The 15605-nt window shown below is 74.1% G+C and carries 13 protein-coding genes; 5 read left to right on the top strand and 8 right to left on the bottom strand.

Annotated features, from left to right (window positions below; all coding sequences use genetic code 11):
- Nucleotides 1-108 precede the first annotated feature (108 nt).
- Nucleotides 109-1029 carry a cyclase family protein gene (locus ACH4DX_RS22210; protein ID WP_398156588.1) on the top strand — a complete coding sequence of 307 codons (921 nt, stop codon included), beginning with the start codon at nt 109-111 and terminating at the stop codon, nt 1027-1029.
- A gap of 423 nt (nt 1030-1452) precedes the next feature.
- Here the strand turns inward: ACH4DX_RS22210 and ACH4DX_RS22205 are convergent, their stop codons facing one another.
- The 3 genes from ACH4DX_RS22205 to ACH4DX_RS22195 all read right to left on the bottom strand — a co-directional run bounded on the left by ACH4DX_RS22205 (nt 1453) and on the right by ACH4DX_RS22195 (nt 4561).
- Nucleotides 1453-1995, bottom strand: coding sequence for an ATP-binding protein (locus ACH4DX_RS22205; RefSeq protein WP_398121226.1), 543 nt, complete (start codon nt 1993-1995; stop codon nt 1453-1455).
- Nucleotides 1996-2379: 384 nt separating this feature from the next.
- The gene (locus tag ACH4DX_RS22200) at nt 2380-3411 is read right to left on the bottom strand and encodes an acyl-CoA dehydrogenase family protein (protein WP_398156366.1); all 1032 of its coding nucleotides are present in this window, start codon (nt 3409-3411) and stop codon (nt 2380-2382) included.
- A 7-nt stretch (nt 3412-3418) separates the two neighbouring features.
- Nucleotides 3419-4561 carry an acyl-CoA dehydrogenase family protein gene (locus ACH4DX_RS22195; RefSeq protein ID WP_398156365.1) on the bottom strand — a complete coding sequence of 381 codons (1143 nt, stop codon included), beginning with the start codon at nt 4559-4561 and terminating at the stop codon, nt 3419-3421.
- Between the two features lie 181 nt (nt 4562-4742).
- Between ACH4DX_RS22195 and ACH4DX_RS22190 the strand changes: the two genes are divergently transcribed.
- Nucleotides 4743-6296, top strand: a complete 1554-nt coding sequence (locus tag ACH4DX_RS22190) for a class I adenylate-forming enzyme family protein (RefSeq protein WP_398156364.1) — start codon at nt 4743-4745, stop codon at nt 6294-6296.
- A 10-nt stretch (nt 6297-6306) separates the two neighbouring features.
- Here ACH4DX_RS22190 and ACH4DX_RS22185 read toward each other — a convergent pair whose 3' ends face one another.
- Both ACH4DX_RS22185 and ACH4DX_RS22180 read right to left on the bottom strand, forming a co-directional pair.
- Nucleotides 6307-6804, bottom strand: coding sequence for an EF-hand domain-containing protein (locus tag ACH4DX_RS22185; RefSeq protein WP_398121218.1), 498 nt, complete (start codon nt 6802-6804; stop codon nt 6307-6309).
- Nucleotides 6805-7167: 363 nt separating this feature from the next.
- On the bottom strand, nt 7168-7542 hold the full coding sequence (locus tag ACH4DX_RS22180) for an STAS domain-containing protein (protein ID WP_398121216.1): 375 nt from the start codon (nt 7540-7542) through the stop codon (nt 7168-7170).
- A 306-nt stretch (nt 7543-7848) separates the two neighbouring features.
- Here ACH4DX_RS22180 and ACH4DX_RS22175 point away from each other — a divergent pair, with 306 nt between their 5' ends.
- Together ACH4DX_RS22175 and ACH4DX_RS22170 are read left to right on the top strand one after the other, a co-directional pair.
- Nucleotides 7849-8445: a sigma-70 family RNA polymerase sigma factor gene (locus ACH4DX_RS22175; RefSeq protein WP_398121214.1), complete on the top strand. Its 597-nt coding sequence runs from the start codon at nt 7849-7851 to the stop codon at nt 8443-8445.
- Nucleotides 8442-9797 carry a zf-HC2 domain-containing protein gene (locus ACH4DX_RS22170; protein ID WP_398121212.1) on the top strand — a complete coding sequence of 452 codons (1356 nt, stop codon included), beginning with the start codon at nt 8442-8444 and terminating at the stop codon, nt 9795-9797. The genes ACH4DX_RS22175 and ACH4DX_RS22170 overlap by 4 nt, the downstream gene beginning before the upstream one ends.
- A gap of 721 nt (nt 9798-10518) precedes the next feature.
- On the opposite strand, the gene purU is transcribed toward ACH4DX_RS22170, so the two are convergent.
- Together purU and ACH4DX_RS22160 are read right to left on the bottom strand one after the other, a co-directional pair.
- Nucleotides 10519-11403, bottom strand: a complete 885-nt coding sequence (gene purU, locus ACH4DX_RS22165; RefSeq protein ID WP_398156363.1) for a formyltetrahydrofolate deformylase — start codon at nt 11401-11403, stop codon at nt 10519-10521.
- 92 nt (nt 11404-11495) lie between these two features.
- Entirely contained in the window at nt 11496-11996 is a 501-nt protein-coding gene (locus ACH4DX_RS22160) for a hypothetical protein (RefSeq protein ID WP_398121208.1), read from the bottom strand.
- Nucleotides 11997-12114: 118 nt separating this feature from the next.
- Between ACH4DX_RS22160 and ACH4DX_RS22155 the strand changes: the two genes are divergently transcribed.
- The gene (locus ACH4DX_RS22155) at nt 12115-13470 is read left to right on the top strand and encodes an ABC transporter substrate-binding protein (RefSeq protein WP_398156362.1); all 1356 of its coding nucleotides are present in this window, start codon (nt 12115-12117) and stop codon (nt 13468-13470) included.
- Nucleotides 13471-13496: 26 nt separating this feature from the next.
- On the opposite strand, the gene ACH4DX_RS22150 is transcribed toward ACH4DX_RS22155, so the two are convergent.
- Nucleotides 13497-15605: a hypothetical protein gene (locus ACH4DX_RS22150; protein WP_398156361.1), complete on the bottom strand. Its 2109-nt coding sequence runs from the start codon at nt 15603-15605 to the stop codon at nt 13497-13499.

Genomic DNA, 15605 nt, shown 5'->3' with positions numbered 1-15605 from the left:
GGACCGTTAGATTTTAGGGCCCGCCGGACACCGGAAGACAAGCCCCGGGGAGCATCCATGTCAGCGCCGACCACACCGGACCCGCCCGCCGTGCCACCGACGCGTGCCATGCCGCCCGCGTACCTCGACCTCGCGGGGCGCGTGAACAACTGGGGGCGCTGGGGCGCCGACGACGAGATCGGGACCCTGAACCTGATCACCGACGCGGTGGTGCGCACCGCCGCCGCCACGGTCCGCACGGGGCGCCGCGTGCCGCTCGCGCTGCCGCTGCGCCGGGACGGCGTCCAGTCCGGCACGATCCCCGGCCGCGTCAACCCGCTGCACACGATGGTGCAGATCAATCAGCGGATCTTCGGCCCGGACACGGTCGCCACCAGCGACGACACCGTGACGATGGGCCTTCAGGCGGCCACCCACTGGGACGCCCTGCCGCACGCCTCGCACTCGGGCCTGCTCTACAACGGCCGCCCCGCCGACACGATCACCGCGCACGAGGGCGCCAGGTTCAGCTCCATCGCCACGGCCGCCCACGTCGTCTCGCGCGGCGTCCTCCTCGACGTCGCCGCCGCCAAGGGCCTGCCGCGGCTGCCCGCCGGTCACGCGGTGACCTGCGAAGACCTCGACGGTGCCGAGGAGTTCGGGGGCGTCACGGTCGGCGCGGGCGACATCGTCCTCGTACGCACGGGGCAGGTCCAGGTGTATCTCGCGGGCGACAGGAACGCCTACGCGCGGTCGTCGCCGGGTCTCTCGGTGCGGACACCGCTGTGGTTCCACGCGCGCGACGTGGCGGCCGTCGCCAACGACACGCTCACCTTCGAGATCTTCCCGCCGGAGATCGAGAACCTGTGGCTGCCGGTGCACGCCCTCCACCTGGTCGAGATGGGCATGCCGCAGGGGCAGAACTGGAATCTGGAGGAACTGTCCACAGCCTGTGGAGAAGCGGGCCGGTACGCCTTCCTGCTGTCGGCGACGCCCGAGCCCTTCCTGGGTGCGACGGGCTCTCCGGTGGCCCCGGTCGCCGTCCTGTGACCCCGGCCCCCGGCCCGCGCCCCGCCGGAGACGTCGGGTGGCGGCGCGTCCGCGCCCGCCCCGAGCGCTGTCCGGCGCGCCGCCATCCGGCTCCGGCGTACGGGCCCCGCCCCCCTTGCCGCCCTGGGGGAGCACCACGCCGAATCACGGCCCGCACCTCGCCGAGGGCCGGGCCACAGGCACCAGCGCCCCTCGGCGTCCCCTCGCGGCGGACCGCTGCGACCAGCGTGATCAATGGGTCACTCCGCGTCAACACCGAATTGGCGTTGTGCGGTGTTTGCCGGATATACCCATGCCCGCGCACGGCCGCGCACGGAGGCACGGGACGGCGCACGGGGCGGCATGCCGGGCGACTCGGGGGGCGCGGGGGCGCGCGTCGTGGGGTGTCACGGCACACGGGAGGGCGTGGGGGGCGGCCGGGGGTCACACGGCTTCGTACGCGACGCCCTGATGGGACGAGCCACCGAAATCCTGGTGGGTGGCACCCTCGAAGTCCTGGTGGGTGGTGCCGTGGAAGTCCTGGTGGGTGGTGCCGGCGAAGGTGTCGGCGGGGGTGCCCGTCTCGCAGCGGTCCACCTCGCACCAGATGCTCTTGCCCGCGCCCTCGTGCCGCCAGCCCCAGCGGTCGGCCAGGCCGTCGACGAGTTCCAGGCCGCGGCCGTTGGTGTCGTCGCCCTCCGCGCGCCGAGGCCGGGGCGGGCAGGTGCTGCGGTCGGTGACCTCCACGCGGACGGTGCCCGGCTCGTCGGTGGGCAGGCCGGGGAGCAGCATGCTCAGGACCGCCGGACAGCCCGTGTGCACCACGGCGTTGGTGACGAGCTCCGAGATCAGCAGGATCAGCGTCTCGGCCACCGGCTCGTCGGCAGCTATGCCCGACCCGGCGAGCCGGGAGCGGGCCCATCTGCGCGCCCGGCCCACTTCCGCGGGATCCGGCCCGACTTCCAGCTGAACTTGAAGCACCTGCACCGCTCACACCATCCGAACCGGCGGACACATCGCCTCGTGGCTCCAGGGGATCACGGACCGTGATCCCCTTGCGACACAGCATGGTTGACGTTGAGTCACCCCAACAAGCGCTTCGGGCATATTCCAGCGCGAAGGAGTACGCGTGCGGCATACTGTGCGACGCACATCGCGGGGGGTCGAACAGGCGGGGCCCCGACCTTGTCCTGCGCGCCGAGAAGCACGCGTCACCAGGCACGGAGCCGCCTCGGGGGCAACACCGGCCTGGCACGGCCTCAGGACCACTCGCATCTGACCCAAGGTACCGGAGCCCGGCACCGACTCCGCGTCGTGACGAGTCACGCGTAGGACACAACCCGATATCGACGCTCCGTAGCCGAACCGCCCTCACAGGGCCCCGGCAAGATCTTCCTCCGCCTGCCGGGCACCCGCGCCGAGCCCGGCCCGCACCCAGGCCCGCTTCAGGTGCAGATGAACGTCGGACTCCCACGTGAACCCCATGCCGCCGTGCACCTGGAGACAGTCACGGGCGTTGCGCACGGCGGCGTCGTCGGCGAGCAGCCGGGCCCCGGCGGCCTCGAGACGGTCACCGGTGACGGCGGCGGCGTACACGGCGACCCGGGCCAGCTCCACCCGGACCAGCATCTCGGCGCACAGGTGCTGCACCGCCTGGAAGCGCCCCACGGGGCCGCCGAACTGTTCCCGGGAGCGGGCGTGTTGCACGGCCGACTCACACGTACGCGCGGCGGAGCCCAGCTGTTCGGCGGCGCGCAGGAGGGAGGCGACGTGCGCCGGAGCGGGCGGGTGGCGCGGGGGGCGCGGGTCGCGCCGGTCACTCGGGTCACGGCGGTCGCGCAGGTCACTCGGATGACGCCGGTCGCCCGGGTCACGGCAGTCGCGCAGGTCATGCCGGCCACCCGGGTCACCGCAGTCGCGCCGGTCGCGCAGGTCACGGCGGTCGCGCCCGGCGTTCGGCGCAGCCGGTACGCGGTGCAGTGGCGTCAGCGGGTCCACGGAGCGCACGGCCACCGCGCCGTCCGCGTCCCCGCGCACCACGTCGGCCTCCTCCAGCCAGGGCACGAGTTCCCCCTCGACGGCGGTGACGACGGTCTCGCCCGCCGCGGCGCCCTCGACGTCACCGGCCGCGAGGAAAGTGGCCACGGCGGGCCCGGGCAGCAGCACCCGGCCCGCCTCCTCGAAGGCGAGCACGGCCTCGGGCAGGCCGAGGCCGACGCCGCCCGCGTCCTCGGGCACGCACAGCGCGAAGAACCCCGCCTCGCCGATGGCCCGCCACAGCTCCCGGTCGAGGGCGGGGGCCTCGACCGCGGCACGCAGCGCGTCCCGCCCGAAGCGGCCCTCCATGACGTCCCTGATGCCGTGCCGCAACGCCCGTTGCTCCTCGCTCGGTTGGAAGTCCACGCGTGGCTCACCGCCCTCTCGGCAGGCCGAGGACGCGCTCGGCGACGATGGTGCGCTGGATCTGCGAGGTGCCCGCGGCGATGGTGTACGACAGCGCGGAGAGCCGCTCGACGGCCCAGGGCCGTTCCAGGTCGAGGGCGCCGGGCCCGAGCACGTCGGCCGCGGCGTCGTACAGCTCCTGGCGGGCGTGCGAGTAGCGCAGCTTGAAGACGGAGCCCCCGGCGCCCGGCACGCCCCCGGTGCGCCCGGCGGCGGAGACGTTCCACTGGGTCAGCCGCCACAGGGCGGTGAACTCCGCGCTCAGCCGCCCGAGGCGGCGGCGCAGCGCCGGGTCGTCCCAGCGCCCGTTCGCGCGCGCCTCCCCGGCCAGCTCGCCGAGCAGCCGCCTGCACGCCACCACCTCCCCCACGAAGGCGGTGCCGCGCTCGAAGGACAGCGTCACCATGGACACGCGCCATCCGTCGTTCTCGGCTCCCACCCGGTTCGCGACCGGCACCCGCACCTCGTCGAGGAACACCTCGGCGAACTCCGCGGTGCCCGTGAGCGTGCGCAGCGGCCGTACGGTGATGCCCGCGGCGTCCATCGGCAGGGCGAGCCAGGTGATGCCGCGGTGCTTGGGCGCGTCCGCGCTCACGGGCCGGGTGCGCACCAGGAGTTCGCACCAGTCGGCGACCTCGGCGTGCGAGGTCCAGATCTTGGAACCGCTCACCACATAGCAGTCGCCGTCCCGCAGGGCGCGCGTGCGCAAGGCCGCGAGGTCGGACCCGGCGTCCGGTTCGCTGAAGCCCTGGCACCACACCTCGTCGCCGCGCAGCACGGGCGGCAGCCAGCGGGCGCGCTGCTCGGGGGTGCCCTCGGCGGCGATGGTGGGGCCCGCGTGCAGCAGCCCGACGAAGTTGGCGCCCACGTAGGGTGCCCCCGCCTTCTCCGTCTCCTCCAGGAAGATCAACCGCAGGGCGGGAGCCGCGTCCCAGTGCACCTCGCCGTACCCCGCGTCGTACAGCATCCGCTGCCATCCGGTGTCGTACGCCCGCCGCCCCGGCCAGTCGTCGGGCGAGGGCCTGGCGGGCAGCCCGGGCAGCACGTCCGCGAGCCAGTCCCGCAGTCCGGCCCGGAAGGACTTCTCCTCCTCGGTGTACGTCAGGTCCATCGAGGTCCCCTCGCGCGACGGTTTCTGATGCTGCGTCAGTTCTGGGCGCCGGTTCGCAGGCTAGCCCCGCACCCCTGGACCGACAAGGAGCAGAGCCCTACGCTCTCGCCATACCTGACGGGTCGTCAGTCACGTTTCCGCGCGCCGCACTCCACCCCGCGCGGGCCACGAGGGGGCCGCCGTGCACCAGGACACCGCCCACGCCCTGAGCGCCTGCGCCACGCTCTGGGCCCTCGTCGAGCGCCGCGCCGCCCTCACCCCGGACGCCCCCGCCCTGATCCAGGCCGCAGCGGACCCCGCCGACGACCGGACGCTGACCTTCGGCGGCCTGCGGGAGCGCTGCGAGCAGGTGGCGGCGGGCCTGTACGGCATGGGGGTGCGCCCCGGAACGGTCGTCGCCTGGCAGCTGCCCACCCGCGTCGAGACAGCCGTCCTGTCCTTCGCCCTCGCCCGGCTCGGCGCCGTCCAGTCCCCCCTGATCCCCTTCCACCGGGACCGCGAGGTCGGCTTCGCGCTCAGGGAGTCCGGGGCCGAGTTCTTCGCCGTACCGGGCGTGTGGCGGGGTCACGACCACCTGGACATGGCCCGGCGGCTCGGCGCGCGCGGCGTGTTCACCGCGTACGACGACCTGCCCGAGGGCGATCCGGGGCTGCTGCCCGCACCACCCGCCGACGGCCGGGCGGTGCGCTGGATCTACTGGACGTCCGGCACGACGTCCGACCCCAAGGGCGTCCTGCACACCGACCGTTCGCTGCTCGCCGGCGGCTCCTGCCTGGCGCACGCCCTGCGCCTCACCCCGGCCGACGTGGGCTCGATGGCCTTCCCCTTCGCGCACGTCGCGGGCCCCGACTACACGGTGATGCTGCTCCTGTACGGCTTCCCCGCCGTCATGTTCGAGCACTTCGCGCTCCCGGACGCGCTGGCCGGGTACCGGCGGCACGGGGTGACGGTCGCGGGCGGCTCCACCGCGTTCTACTCGATGTTCCTCGCCGAGCAGCGCAAGCAGCCGGGCCGCAGGCTGCTCCCCGCGCTCCGGCTGCTCGCGGGCGGCGGCGCCCCCAAACCGCCCGAGATCTACCACGCCGTGGTCCGCGAGCTCGGCTGCCGCCTCACCCACGGCTACGGCATGACCGAAGTACCGATGATCACGATGGGCGACCCCGACGACACCCCGGAACACCTCGCCACCACGGAGGGCCGCCCGCCCGCGGGCATGGAGATCCGCGTCACCGGCGCCGACGGCAGGGAACTGCCCCCGGGCACGGACGGCGAGGTGCGGCTGCGCGGCGAGGCGGTCTGCCGGGGCTACCTGGACGAGGCCGCCACGCGCGCGGCCTTCGACGAGGACGGCTTCCTCATCACCGGCGACCTCGGACACGTACGGGAAACCGGCCATCTGGTGCTCACCGGCCGCGCAAAGGACATCATCATCCGCAAGGGCGAGAACGTCTCCGCCAAGGAGATCGAGGACCTGCTGCACACCCACCCCGCGGTGGCCGACGTGGCGGTGATCGGACTGCCCGACCCGGAGCGCGGGGAGCGCGTCTGCGCCGTCGTCGAAGGGGCGCCCGGCACCACCGGGCTGACGCTCGCACAGGCCGCGGCGCACCTGCGTGCGCGGGGCCTCGCGGCGTACAAGGTGCCGGAGCAGGTCGAGGTGGTGCCGGCGCTGCCCCGCAACGAGGGCTTGCGGAAGGTCCTCAAGTACAAGTTGCGGGAGCGGTTCTCACACTGAGCCGGGCGCGCTACTCGGGGACGGTGAAGTACTTCGCGAACGCCTTGACCACCTGGTCCTCCGTCACCGGGCCCAGGGCGGCGGCGGACTGCTCGGCGAGGGAGGAGTCCACGCCGAGGGCGCGCAGGGCCCGCTGGACCTCCTCGGGGGTCACCGAGGCGTCGCCGTCGCCGTCCGCCAGGGCGATCAGCGCGTGCAGGAACGGGCGGGCGATCTCCGCGAACCGTGCCGGGTTGTCGCGCAGCCGCTTCACGGCCCCGCCCACGAACTCGTCCTTGGTGATGCGCTGGTCGCCGTCCCGGTCGGCGATGCCCGCCATGCCCTGCCAGAACGCCTCGGCCCCGATGTACAGGGCCTGGCCCTTCTCGGACCGCGCGGCCACCCCGAACTCGGCGAGCAGCACCTTGGCCGCCGTGCTGAAGTCCTCACGGGAGATGTAGCCGTTGCCGTCCTGGTCGAAGGTGGCGAAACGGGCCGCGATCCTGCGTTCGTACTCGGCACTGTCCATGGTCTTCGGGCCGCCTCACTTCTCATGCGGTTGGGGGGTCCGGCCGCCGCGGCCGGGGCCGCGTGAGCCGTCCTACAGGTGTCTGTCCAGGAGCGTACGACGCCGTCGGCCGCCAGGAGGCGGAAAAGCAACGCCTGTGCCAAGACCGCGGGAATTCCACGACAAAGGTGTGTCACGGACACCTGTGCGACCTGGCGGGCGCAGCGACGACGGGGCCGTCCGGGACGGTTGTATCAGGAGACCGATCTTGTCCGGGAGACAGGGTTCCGCTTCGCTGTCGCCCGGGTGCGGCCCGGCCCCGCGGCCGGTCCTCCGATCAGGGTTCCGGTTCCGCCGGGCCGTCTCGCGGTCATGGTCACGGCCCTACGCGGTCAGCGGCGCGGCGGCGTCGTCGACCGCCGCCTCCGCGTCCGGGTAGACCTCGAAGAGCCGCCGCACACCGAGCGCGGCCAGCACGCGGTTGACGTGCGAGCCGTCGACCGCGCCCTGCGCGGGCAGGATCAGGCGCAGCCTGCCGCGGCAGGACCGCATCAGACGGCGCGTGGTGATCAGTACGCCGACGCCGCTCGAGTCGCAGAAGAACACGTCGGACAGGTCGAGCACCAGGCTGCGGCGGCCGTCGGCCACGGCGTCGTGCACGCGCTGGCGCAGCGCGGGCGAGGCCAGGAGGTCCATCTCCCCCGACACCCGCAGCACGACCCAGTCGCCCTGCTCACCCACGGCCACCTTCAACGACACGCGCCAGCCCCTCGTCCACCGATCCGGAAGCAGCTCCTTCGTTTCTTCTCTCGCGGCTGCCCCGCGGCGGTTCCATGAAACACCAGGGCCCCATGCGTCCCGAAAGAGGGCTTTGGGGGCCCCGGGTCCGGGCACCCGGATCCGGGGGCGGCTTTCAATATCATCCGTGGCCGTACACAGCCCCGCTTTGCCGCAAAGAACATGAAAGCGAGGGGAAAGGGCGGTGCGCTGTCAGTGACGCCGACTACATTCGAAGCAACCGGGGCAACGAGGCCGGGGACGACGGCGAGCGCACGAGGGGGCCGCATGCCGAAGGACGCGCCACGCCGCTGGGACCGCCGCATGCAGCAGCGCCTGGCGCACGGCGAAGCAGCCGCGCTCGGCGAGCTGTACGACCACTTCGCCTCACTGGTGCACGGCCTCGCGTACCGCGTGCTCGGCGACGTGGCGGCGGCCGACCGCATCACGCGCGAGGTGTTCACCCACATCTGGGAGAACCCCGAGGCGTACGACCCCAGGCAGGGCCCGCTGCGCTCGTGGATCGCCACGCTCGCCCACCAGCAGGCCGTCCGCAGGCTGCGGCACACCGAGTCCGCCGCCCTGGCCCGCGGCGGCCACGGCACCCCGGAGGACCTGGAGCGCAAGGTCCGCCGCGCCTCCGCCGCCGCCCGCGCCGACTACATCGTCACGGCCATGCCCGCCCCGCTGCGCGCCGCCCTGGAGCTGGCCTACTTCCAGCGCCGTGACTACCGCCAGACGGCCGCGGACCTCGGTGTCACCGAGGACGAGGCCCGCCGCAGACTCCGCCTCGGCCTCCAGCTGCTCGCCACCGCCCACGACACCCCCGCCCGCACCGAAGGACCGACCGACACCGGGGCCCATGGCTACGGGAGAGCACTGTGAACAGGCCCGACCAGCCGGATCCGTACGACGGCGAGGGGCCGGGCCGAGTCCCCGGAGACAACCGGCACCCCGGCCGCGGGGCTCCGCGGATACCGGCACCGCGGTCGTCGCTCGAGGACAGCGGGTTGCCGCTGCCGGAGGTGCCCGAGGTCACGGGCGAGCCGGAGGCGCCTGCCGAGCCCGGGGCCCCGGTGGGGCACGGCCTCGGCCACGACGTCCTGAGGTCCTTGCTCGGCGCCTGGGCGCTGTCCGCCTGTTCGGCGCCGGAGGCGATGGCCGTCGAGGAGCATCTGGGCACGTGCGGGCCGTGCGCGGAGGAGGCGCTGCGGCTGCGGGACGCCGTCGGCCTGCTGCACCCCGAGGAGAGCCTCGACCTGGACCCGCGGCTGCGCACCCGGGTCCTGGAGAGCTGCCTCGGCCGCCGCCCGCCGCGCATCCCGCTGCCGGAGTGGGCCGCTCCGTACGACGCCGAGACGGCGCGGCTCGACGCGCTGCTCCAGGACATCGGGGACGCCGAGTGGCACGCCCCGGTCCGCCTGAGGTGGTTCGAGGACGATGTGCCGGTGAACCGCAAGACGACCGTGGCCGGGGTGATCGCCCATCTGCTCGCCGTGGACGGCCTGGTGGGGGCCGCGCTCGGCCTCACCGATCCGCTGGGTCCCGACGCGCCGCCGGTGCCGCATCCCACGTGGCGCACGGAGGCGTTCTGGAGCGCGTCGCGCTTCCCGCCGACGCGGGCGGTGCGCGGGCCCTGGCGGGACCAGACCCACGAACTGATCAGGACGGTGTCGTTCGCGGGCGGCGGCTCGGGGCGGCTCCCCGTGGAGTACGGCACCGGGGGCACGGCGACCGCGGACGCCGAGGGCGACGGGGGTGGCCGGACGTTCGCGATGCCGCTGCGGGACTCCATGGTGGAGCGGGCCTTCGAGTGCTGGATCCACGCGGAGGACATCGCGGAGGCGGTGGACTATCCCTACGAGCCGCCCTCGCCCCGGCATCTGCACCACATGATCGACCTGGCCGCGCGGATGCTGCCCGCGACGCTGGCCGAGCGGCGGCGGGCCGGGCGGGCGGCGCCGTCGCGTGAGCTGGTCGTCGCGGGGGCGCCGGGGCGCAGCCTGCGGCTTGAGGTGGAGGGGGTCGGCGGCGGGGAGTGGTTCATTCCGCTCGACTCGCCCGGGGCCAGTGGGTCCGCCGAGTGCGAGGTCGCGCACATCGCGCTCGACGGGGTCGAGTTCTGCCGCCTGGCCGCCGGGCACGTCGCTCCCGAGGAGGCGGCCGCCGGCCAGGTGGGCGACCGCGAAGCCATCCGCGACGTCCTCTTCGCGGCGGCTTCCCTGAGCCGCCTGTAAGCACCCCCGGGCGGGGCGCCCTCCGGTACCTTTCCGCCCCCCGCCCTCCGCGGGGTCGAACCTCTCCCACCCGCCCGCCCGCTTCTGCTCCGCCGCACGTTGACGTCTCCTGTGGGGGTTGGCCATCGTCGGCGGGTGCCGCCGCAGGGGCCCCCGCGGGGCGGGCGGGAAGCGATGCGGCCGCGGAGCGGGCGGGGCAGGAACGGCTCGCAGTCGCCGACGGCGGGTGAGCACCGCAAGGGGCGTCCACCCGCCGATGAGGGGAAACGGGCGGGCGGGTGGGGAGCAATCCGGCCGCGAAGCGGGCGGGACAGAAACGGCCGCAGCCGCCCACGGCGGGCGACCCCCGCAGGAGGCGCCCACCCCGTGGCCGGGGGGAGACGGGCGGGGCAGGAACGGCCCGCAGCCGCCGACGGCGGGTGCGCACCGCAAGGGGCGTCCACCCGCCGATGAGGGGAAACGGGCGGGCGGGTGGGGAGCCATCCGGCCGCGAAGCGGGCGGGACAGGAACGGCCCCCGCAGCCGCCGACGGCGAACGACCCCCCGCAGGAGGCGCCCACCCCGAGGCCGGGGGGAAACGGGCGGGCGGGTGGGGAGCCATCCGGCCGCGGAGCGGGTGGGGCAGGAGCGGCCCCGCAGCCGCCGACGGCGAGCGACCCCCGCAGGAGGCGCCCACCCCGTGGCCGGGGGGAAACGGGCGGGCGGGTGGGAGAGGGGAGGGTCAGGCGAAGACGACGGTGCGGTGACCGTTCAGGAGAATGCGCCGCTCCGCATGCCACTGCACAGCCCGCGCAAGCGCCCGACACTCGACATCCCGCCCGACGGCGACAAGCTGATCGGGAGTGACCCCGTGCCCCACCCGCTCGACCTCCTGCTCGATGATCGGCCCCTCGTCAAGATCCGCGGTGACATAGTGCGCGGTGGCACCGATCAGCTTCACACCCCGGGCGTGCGCCTGGTGATACGGCCGCGCGCCCTTGAAGCTCGGCAGGAACGAGTGGTGGATGTTGATGATCCGCCCGCTGAGCTGCTTGCACAGGTCGTCGGAGAGCACCTGCATGTACCGGGCGAGAACGACCAGCTCGACGTTCTCCGCCCGCACGAGCTCCAGGAGCCGCGCCTCGGCCTCGGGCTTGGTGTCCCGGGTGACCGGGATGTGGTGGAAGGGCACGTCGTAGGAGGCGGCAAGCTCGGCGAAGTCCGTGTGGTTGGAGACGACCGCGGCGATCTCCACCGGCAGCGCGCCGATGCGGGAGCGGAACAGCAGGTCGTTCAGGCAGTGCCCGAACTTCGACACGAGGAGCACGACGCGCATCCGGTCGTCGGCCCGGTGCAGCTGCCAGTCCATCTGGAAGGAGTCACCGATCGCGGCGAAGCTCGCCCGGAGCTTGTCGAGGGACACGGGCGCCTCGGCCGAGAAGTGCACCCGCATGAAGAAGAGCCCGGTGTCGTGGTCGCCGAACTGCTGGCTGTCCTCGATGTTGCAGCCGGTCATGAAGAGATAGCTCGACACGGCGTGGACGATGCCCTGTTTGTCGGGGCAGGACAGCGTGAGGACGCACTGCTCGGCGCGCGGCTCAGTTGCGACGGCGGACTGCTCGTTCATCCGCCCAGGGTCCCATACACCGCGGTCCTGCCCGACCGCGTACCCGCGCCGCAGGTCGCCCCGACCGGGAACGCAAGAGCACAAGCAGCGAGTCACCCCGACCGGGTGAGGATCCGCAGGACCTCAAGGGTCCGCGGCTCCCCGTCCGGGTCGTCCCCGTCCCCGCCCGCGAGCCGCACATGCGCCTCCCGTGCCGCCCGCACCGCGTCCGGCCAGCCCGGGTGGCCCAGGTACACGGACACCGCCGCGTCCGGGCCGACCTCGTGCATGATCCGCAGCACCCGCAGCACGGCGGCGTCGACGAGCGCCGCCTCCTGCTGGTCGCGGAAGATCGTCCCGACGTACTTCTCCGCCGACCAGTTGTCCAGCCACGTGTCCTCGACAAGGCGGTACACGGCGTCGGTCACGTCCCCGTACTCCTCGCGCCCCGCGAGCCAGCACTCCCGCTGGAAGACCGGGTCCGAGAGCATGTGCAGCGCCGAGCGCACATTGCTGCGCCAGCGCCACCACGGCATGTCGTTCGTTGGCATGCCGCCTATGGTCGTCGACCGACGGCCACGACGGGAAGACTTCTCCGTTCCTTGCACGGTCATCGATCGTACGTTCCCACATCATCCCCGCGTGTACGGCCCCACCCGTTCACGCGGCCGTCACCAGCCGTTGCGTACGCGTCACTCCGCGGTTGGCCCGTTGACGGAATCGTGCGTGTCCATGACCGCCTTGCGACGCGTCTTCCCTCCCCGTCCCGTCGAAACCGCGCATCGAGCGCGAAAAGCGCTGGTGGGCATGGTTGCCGTGACGGCGTGTGCGTCCCTGGCCGTCGGGTGCGGGGTCATCCCCGGTACCACGGGGGGTGCCGAGGATGACCCCGTCAAGGTCATGACCTGGGCGCCGGACCACACCCGGGCGACCAACAAGCCCGGCATGCCCGCGATGGCCGAGGCCTACGCCCGCTGGGTGAACGCCAACGGCGGCCTGGACGGCCGCAAACTCGAAGTCGTCAGCTGCAACGAGCGCAACGACCCGACCAGCGCGGGCAACTGCGCGCGCGAGGCCGTCAAGAAGAACGTGGCCGCCGTCGTCGGCTCCTACAGCCAGCACGGCCGCGCCTTCATGGGCCCCCTGGAGTCGGCGGGCATCCCCTACATCGGCGGTTACGGCCTCACCGACGAGGAGTTCTCCAGCCCGCTGTCGTACCCCGTCAACGGCGGGCAGCCCGCGCTGCTCGCGGGCAACGGACGGCAGCTCGCCGGGGTCTGCGAACGGGTCTCCCTCGTCCGGCCCGACACCATCGCGGGCGACAGCCTCTCCAAGCTCCTCGACTCCGGCCTCGCCCAGGACCACCGCGCCGCCTCCACGGACATCCGGGCCCCCGAGGACGGCACGGACTACACGGCACAGGCCGAGCAGGCCCTCGCCCGCGCGTCCCGGGGCGGCGGCGGCACCGGCATCGCCTCCGCCTCCGTCTCCGGCGGCAAGCGCGCCGGGCAGGGCAGGGCAGGGTGCGTCGCGGCCGCGCTCGGCACCCGCACGGACACGTTCTTCGACTCCTTCCGGCGCACCGAGGACGACTATCCGCCGGTGCGCACCGCCTCCGTGCTCGGCAGCGTCGACCAGTCCCTGATCGACCGCACGGGCGGCGCGAAGGGCCCGTACGAAGGCGCCTACGTCACCGGCTGGTACCCGGACGGCAGCGACCGGCGCTGGTCCAAGATGCGCGAGGTCATCCGAGAGCAGGCCTTCGGCGACAACCGGGTGGACGCGGCGGACGCGGGCGTCCAGACCACCTGGATCGCGTACACCGTCCTGAAGCAGGCCGTCGAGTCGCTGAACGGCGACTCCGTCACCCCCCGCTCGCTGCGGCGCACCCTCGACCAGGGCCTGCGCGTGGACACCGGCGGGCTCACGCCGTTGCTGAGCTGGCGCTTCGAGGACATGCTCGCGGCGAGCGACTACCCGCGCCTGGTGAACGCGGCCGTCACCTTCCAGGTGGTGCGGGACGGCCGCCTCGTCCTTGCCCGCAAGGCGTTCGTCGACGTGGAGAAGACGCTGGAATCAGCCCGCTGAGAGGACCGCGGCCACCGGCCGCGTCCCTACAGCTGCGCCTTGTCCCGCTTGGTCAGGCCGTGCTTCTGGGCGATCGCGTTCCACAGGGTCGCGGCCTGCTGCTTGGCCTGGGTGGCCTCGCCGCTCGCGCGGTTGCCCGCGGCCGAGTGGCTGGTCTGGCGGGCGTGGCCCTTGCGGCAGCCCTTCTTGCGGGCGACCTGGTCGGCCCACGCGGCGTAGTGGTTGTCCGCGGACGCGGACGCCTTCCACGCCTTGTTGAGCGCCGCGGTCAGACGGGAGTTCGCGGGCAGCTCGTCCACGGAGAGACCTGACAGGCGGCCGACGAGACCGTCGCGCTGCCTGGCCGCGGCCCGCAGGTCGGTGGCCGCCCGCTTGAGGTTCGTGCACTTCCCCACGTCGCGTACGGCGCCGATCACGGTCTCGCGGCTGTTGTTGCTGTCCGCGAGCAGCTTGTCCAGGGCGACGGCCTGCTTCTTGGCCGGGTCCGCGGTCGGCGAGGGCTTGTCGCGCTTGGGCGCGGCGGTCGAGGCCAGTGGCTGGCTGTCGTCCTTGGCCTCCTCGCCGTCGCCCCCGCCGCCACCGCCACCGCTGAGCAGCGCGCCCGCGCCGACGCCGAGCACGGCGATGCCCACGCCGACGGCCGCGAGCAACGGCGTCTTGGAACCGCCGCGCCCGCGCCGCCTCCCCCCGGCGTCCGGCTGCGGCATCGACGTCGGCTCGGCGGCGGGGCCGGGGCCGGGCTCCTGGAACCGGGGCATCTGCTGCGTGGACGCGGGTCCCTCGGGCTCCGGCTCCCGGCGGAAGAGACTGTCGAACTCGGCGGGCGGCTGCCGGTCACCGGGCGCCCCGGGGCGCACGCCGTATCCGGCGGAGGGCGACTGGGCGGCGGGACCCGCGGGCGCGCCGCCGTCCGTGACGGGAGCGATGAACTGGGTGGGCGCGTTGTCGTCCGGGACCCCGTGCGCGGCGCCGCCCGGGAAGACGTCCGCGGCGCGGCCGAGGAACTGGGTGGCGCCGTCGGCGGGGCGCTCGGGCGGCAGCGCGCCCGGGGCCCCGTCGGCGACCGGCGCGATGAACTGGGTGGCTTCGGCGTCGGGCCCGGTGGGCATCGGCGCGGCCGCCGCGTGCCGGCCGCCTCCGGTCCCCCCGGTGCGGGCGGCCCCGGCGGCGGGCTGGCCGCCCTGGTACGCGGTGTGCGCGGGGCCCGCGTGCTGCCCGGAGCCGGTGTTCCCGTACGCGTCGTACTGTCCCGGCGACGGGAAGTGGCCGCCGTGCGCGGCGCCCCGGTCGACGGGCGGCAGCGGCACGCTCGGGGCGGCGGGCGGCAGCGGCATGCTCTGGGGCCGACCCTGGGACTCGCCCTGGGGCCGACCCTGGGACTCGCCCTGGGGCCGACCCTGGGACTCGCTCTGCGGCTGACCCTGGGGCTGACCCTGGGACTGGTACGACGGCTGCTGGTGCTGGGCGTGCGGCTGTTGCTGGTGGTGGTGCTCGTACTGGGCGTGCGGCTCCTGGTGGGCCTGCTGCTGGTACGGCTGATACGGCTGCGGCGTCTGCTGCGGATGCTGGGGATGCCTCTGGCCCTCGTACCCACCCGGCGGATGACCCTGATCCTCGTACCCGCCCTGCGGATGACCCTGGCCCTCGTACCCGCCCTGCGGCTGCGCCTGCGCTTGGTGCTGGGTGTACGGGGGCTGCGGCGGGTAGGTGCCGCCCTCCGCGGGGATCGGCCCCGGCCCGGACAGGGGGTCCTGGTCCTGGCCGGGTATCCGTCCCGGCGTCGGCGCGTACCCCTGGCCCGCCCCCTCGGGCGGCAGCGGCGTCCGCGCCGGCGGTGTGCCCTCGGGAGGCAGCGGCATTCCGGTCCGCGGCGGAGCGGAGGGTTCCGTGGCGTCCTGGTAGGGGTCGCCCCACGTTTCGCCCCCGCCCGGTGCAGGTGGCGCCGGCGCCGAGGGGGCGGGGCCCCACGGGTCGCCCCAGGGGCTGCCGACGGGTGGGGCGGCGTGGTCGCCGGTGGTGCCCGGCATCAGGGGCGCACTGCCGTCCGCGGGCAGCACGATGCCCTCGTACGCGTGTCGCGCCGGGGGCTGCTGCGGCTCGGAGGAAGCAGCGCCTTGCCCGCTCTGCTGCGTCAC

The organism is Streptomyces sp. NPDC017940, assembly GCF_044328435.1.
In the GTDB taxonomy this organism is placed as follows: domain Bacteria; phylum Actinomycetota; class Actinomycetes; order Streptomycetales; family Streptomycetaceae; genus Streptomyces.
Note: the sequence above shows the minus strand (reverse complement) of the source record. Positions and strands in the feature narration are given on the sequence as shown.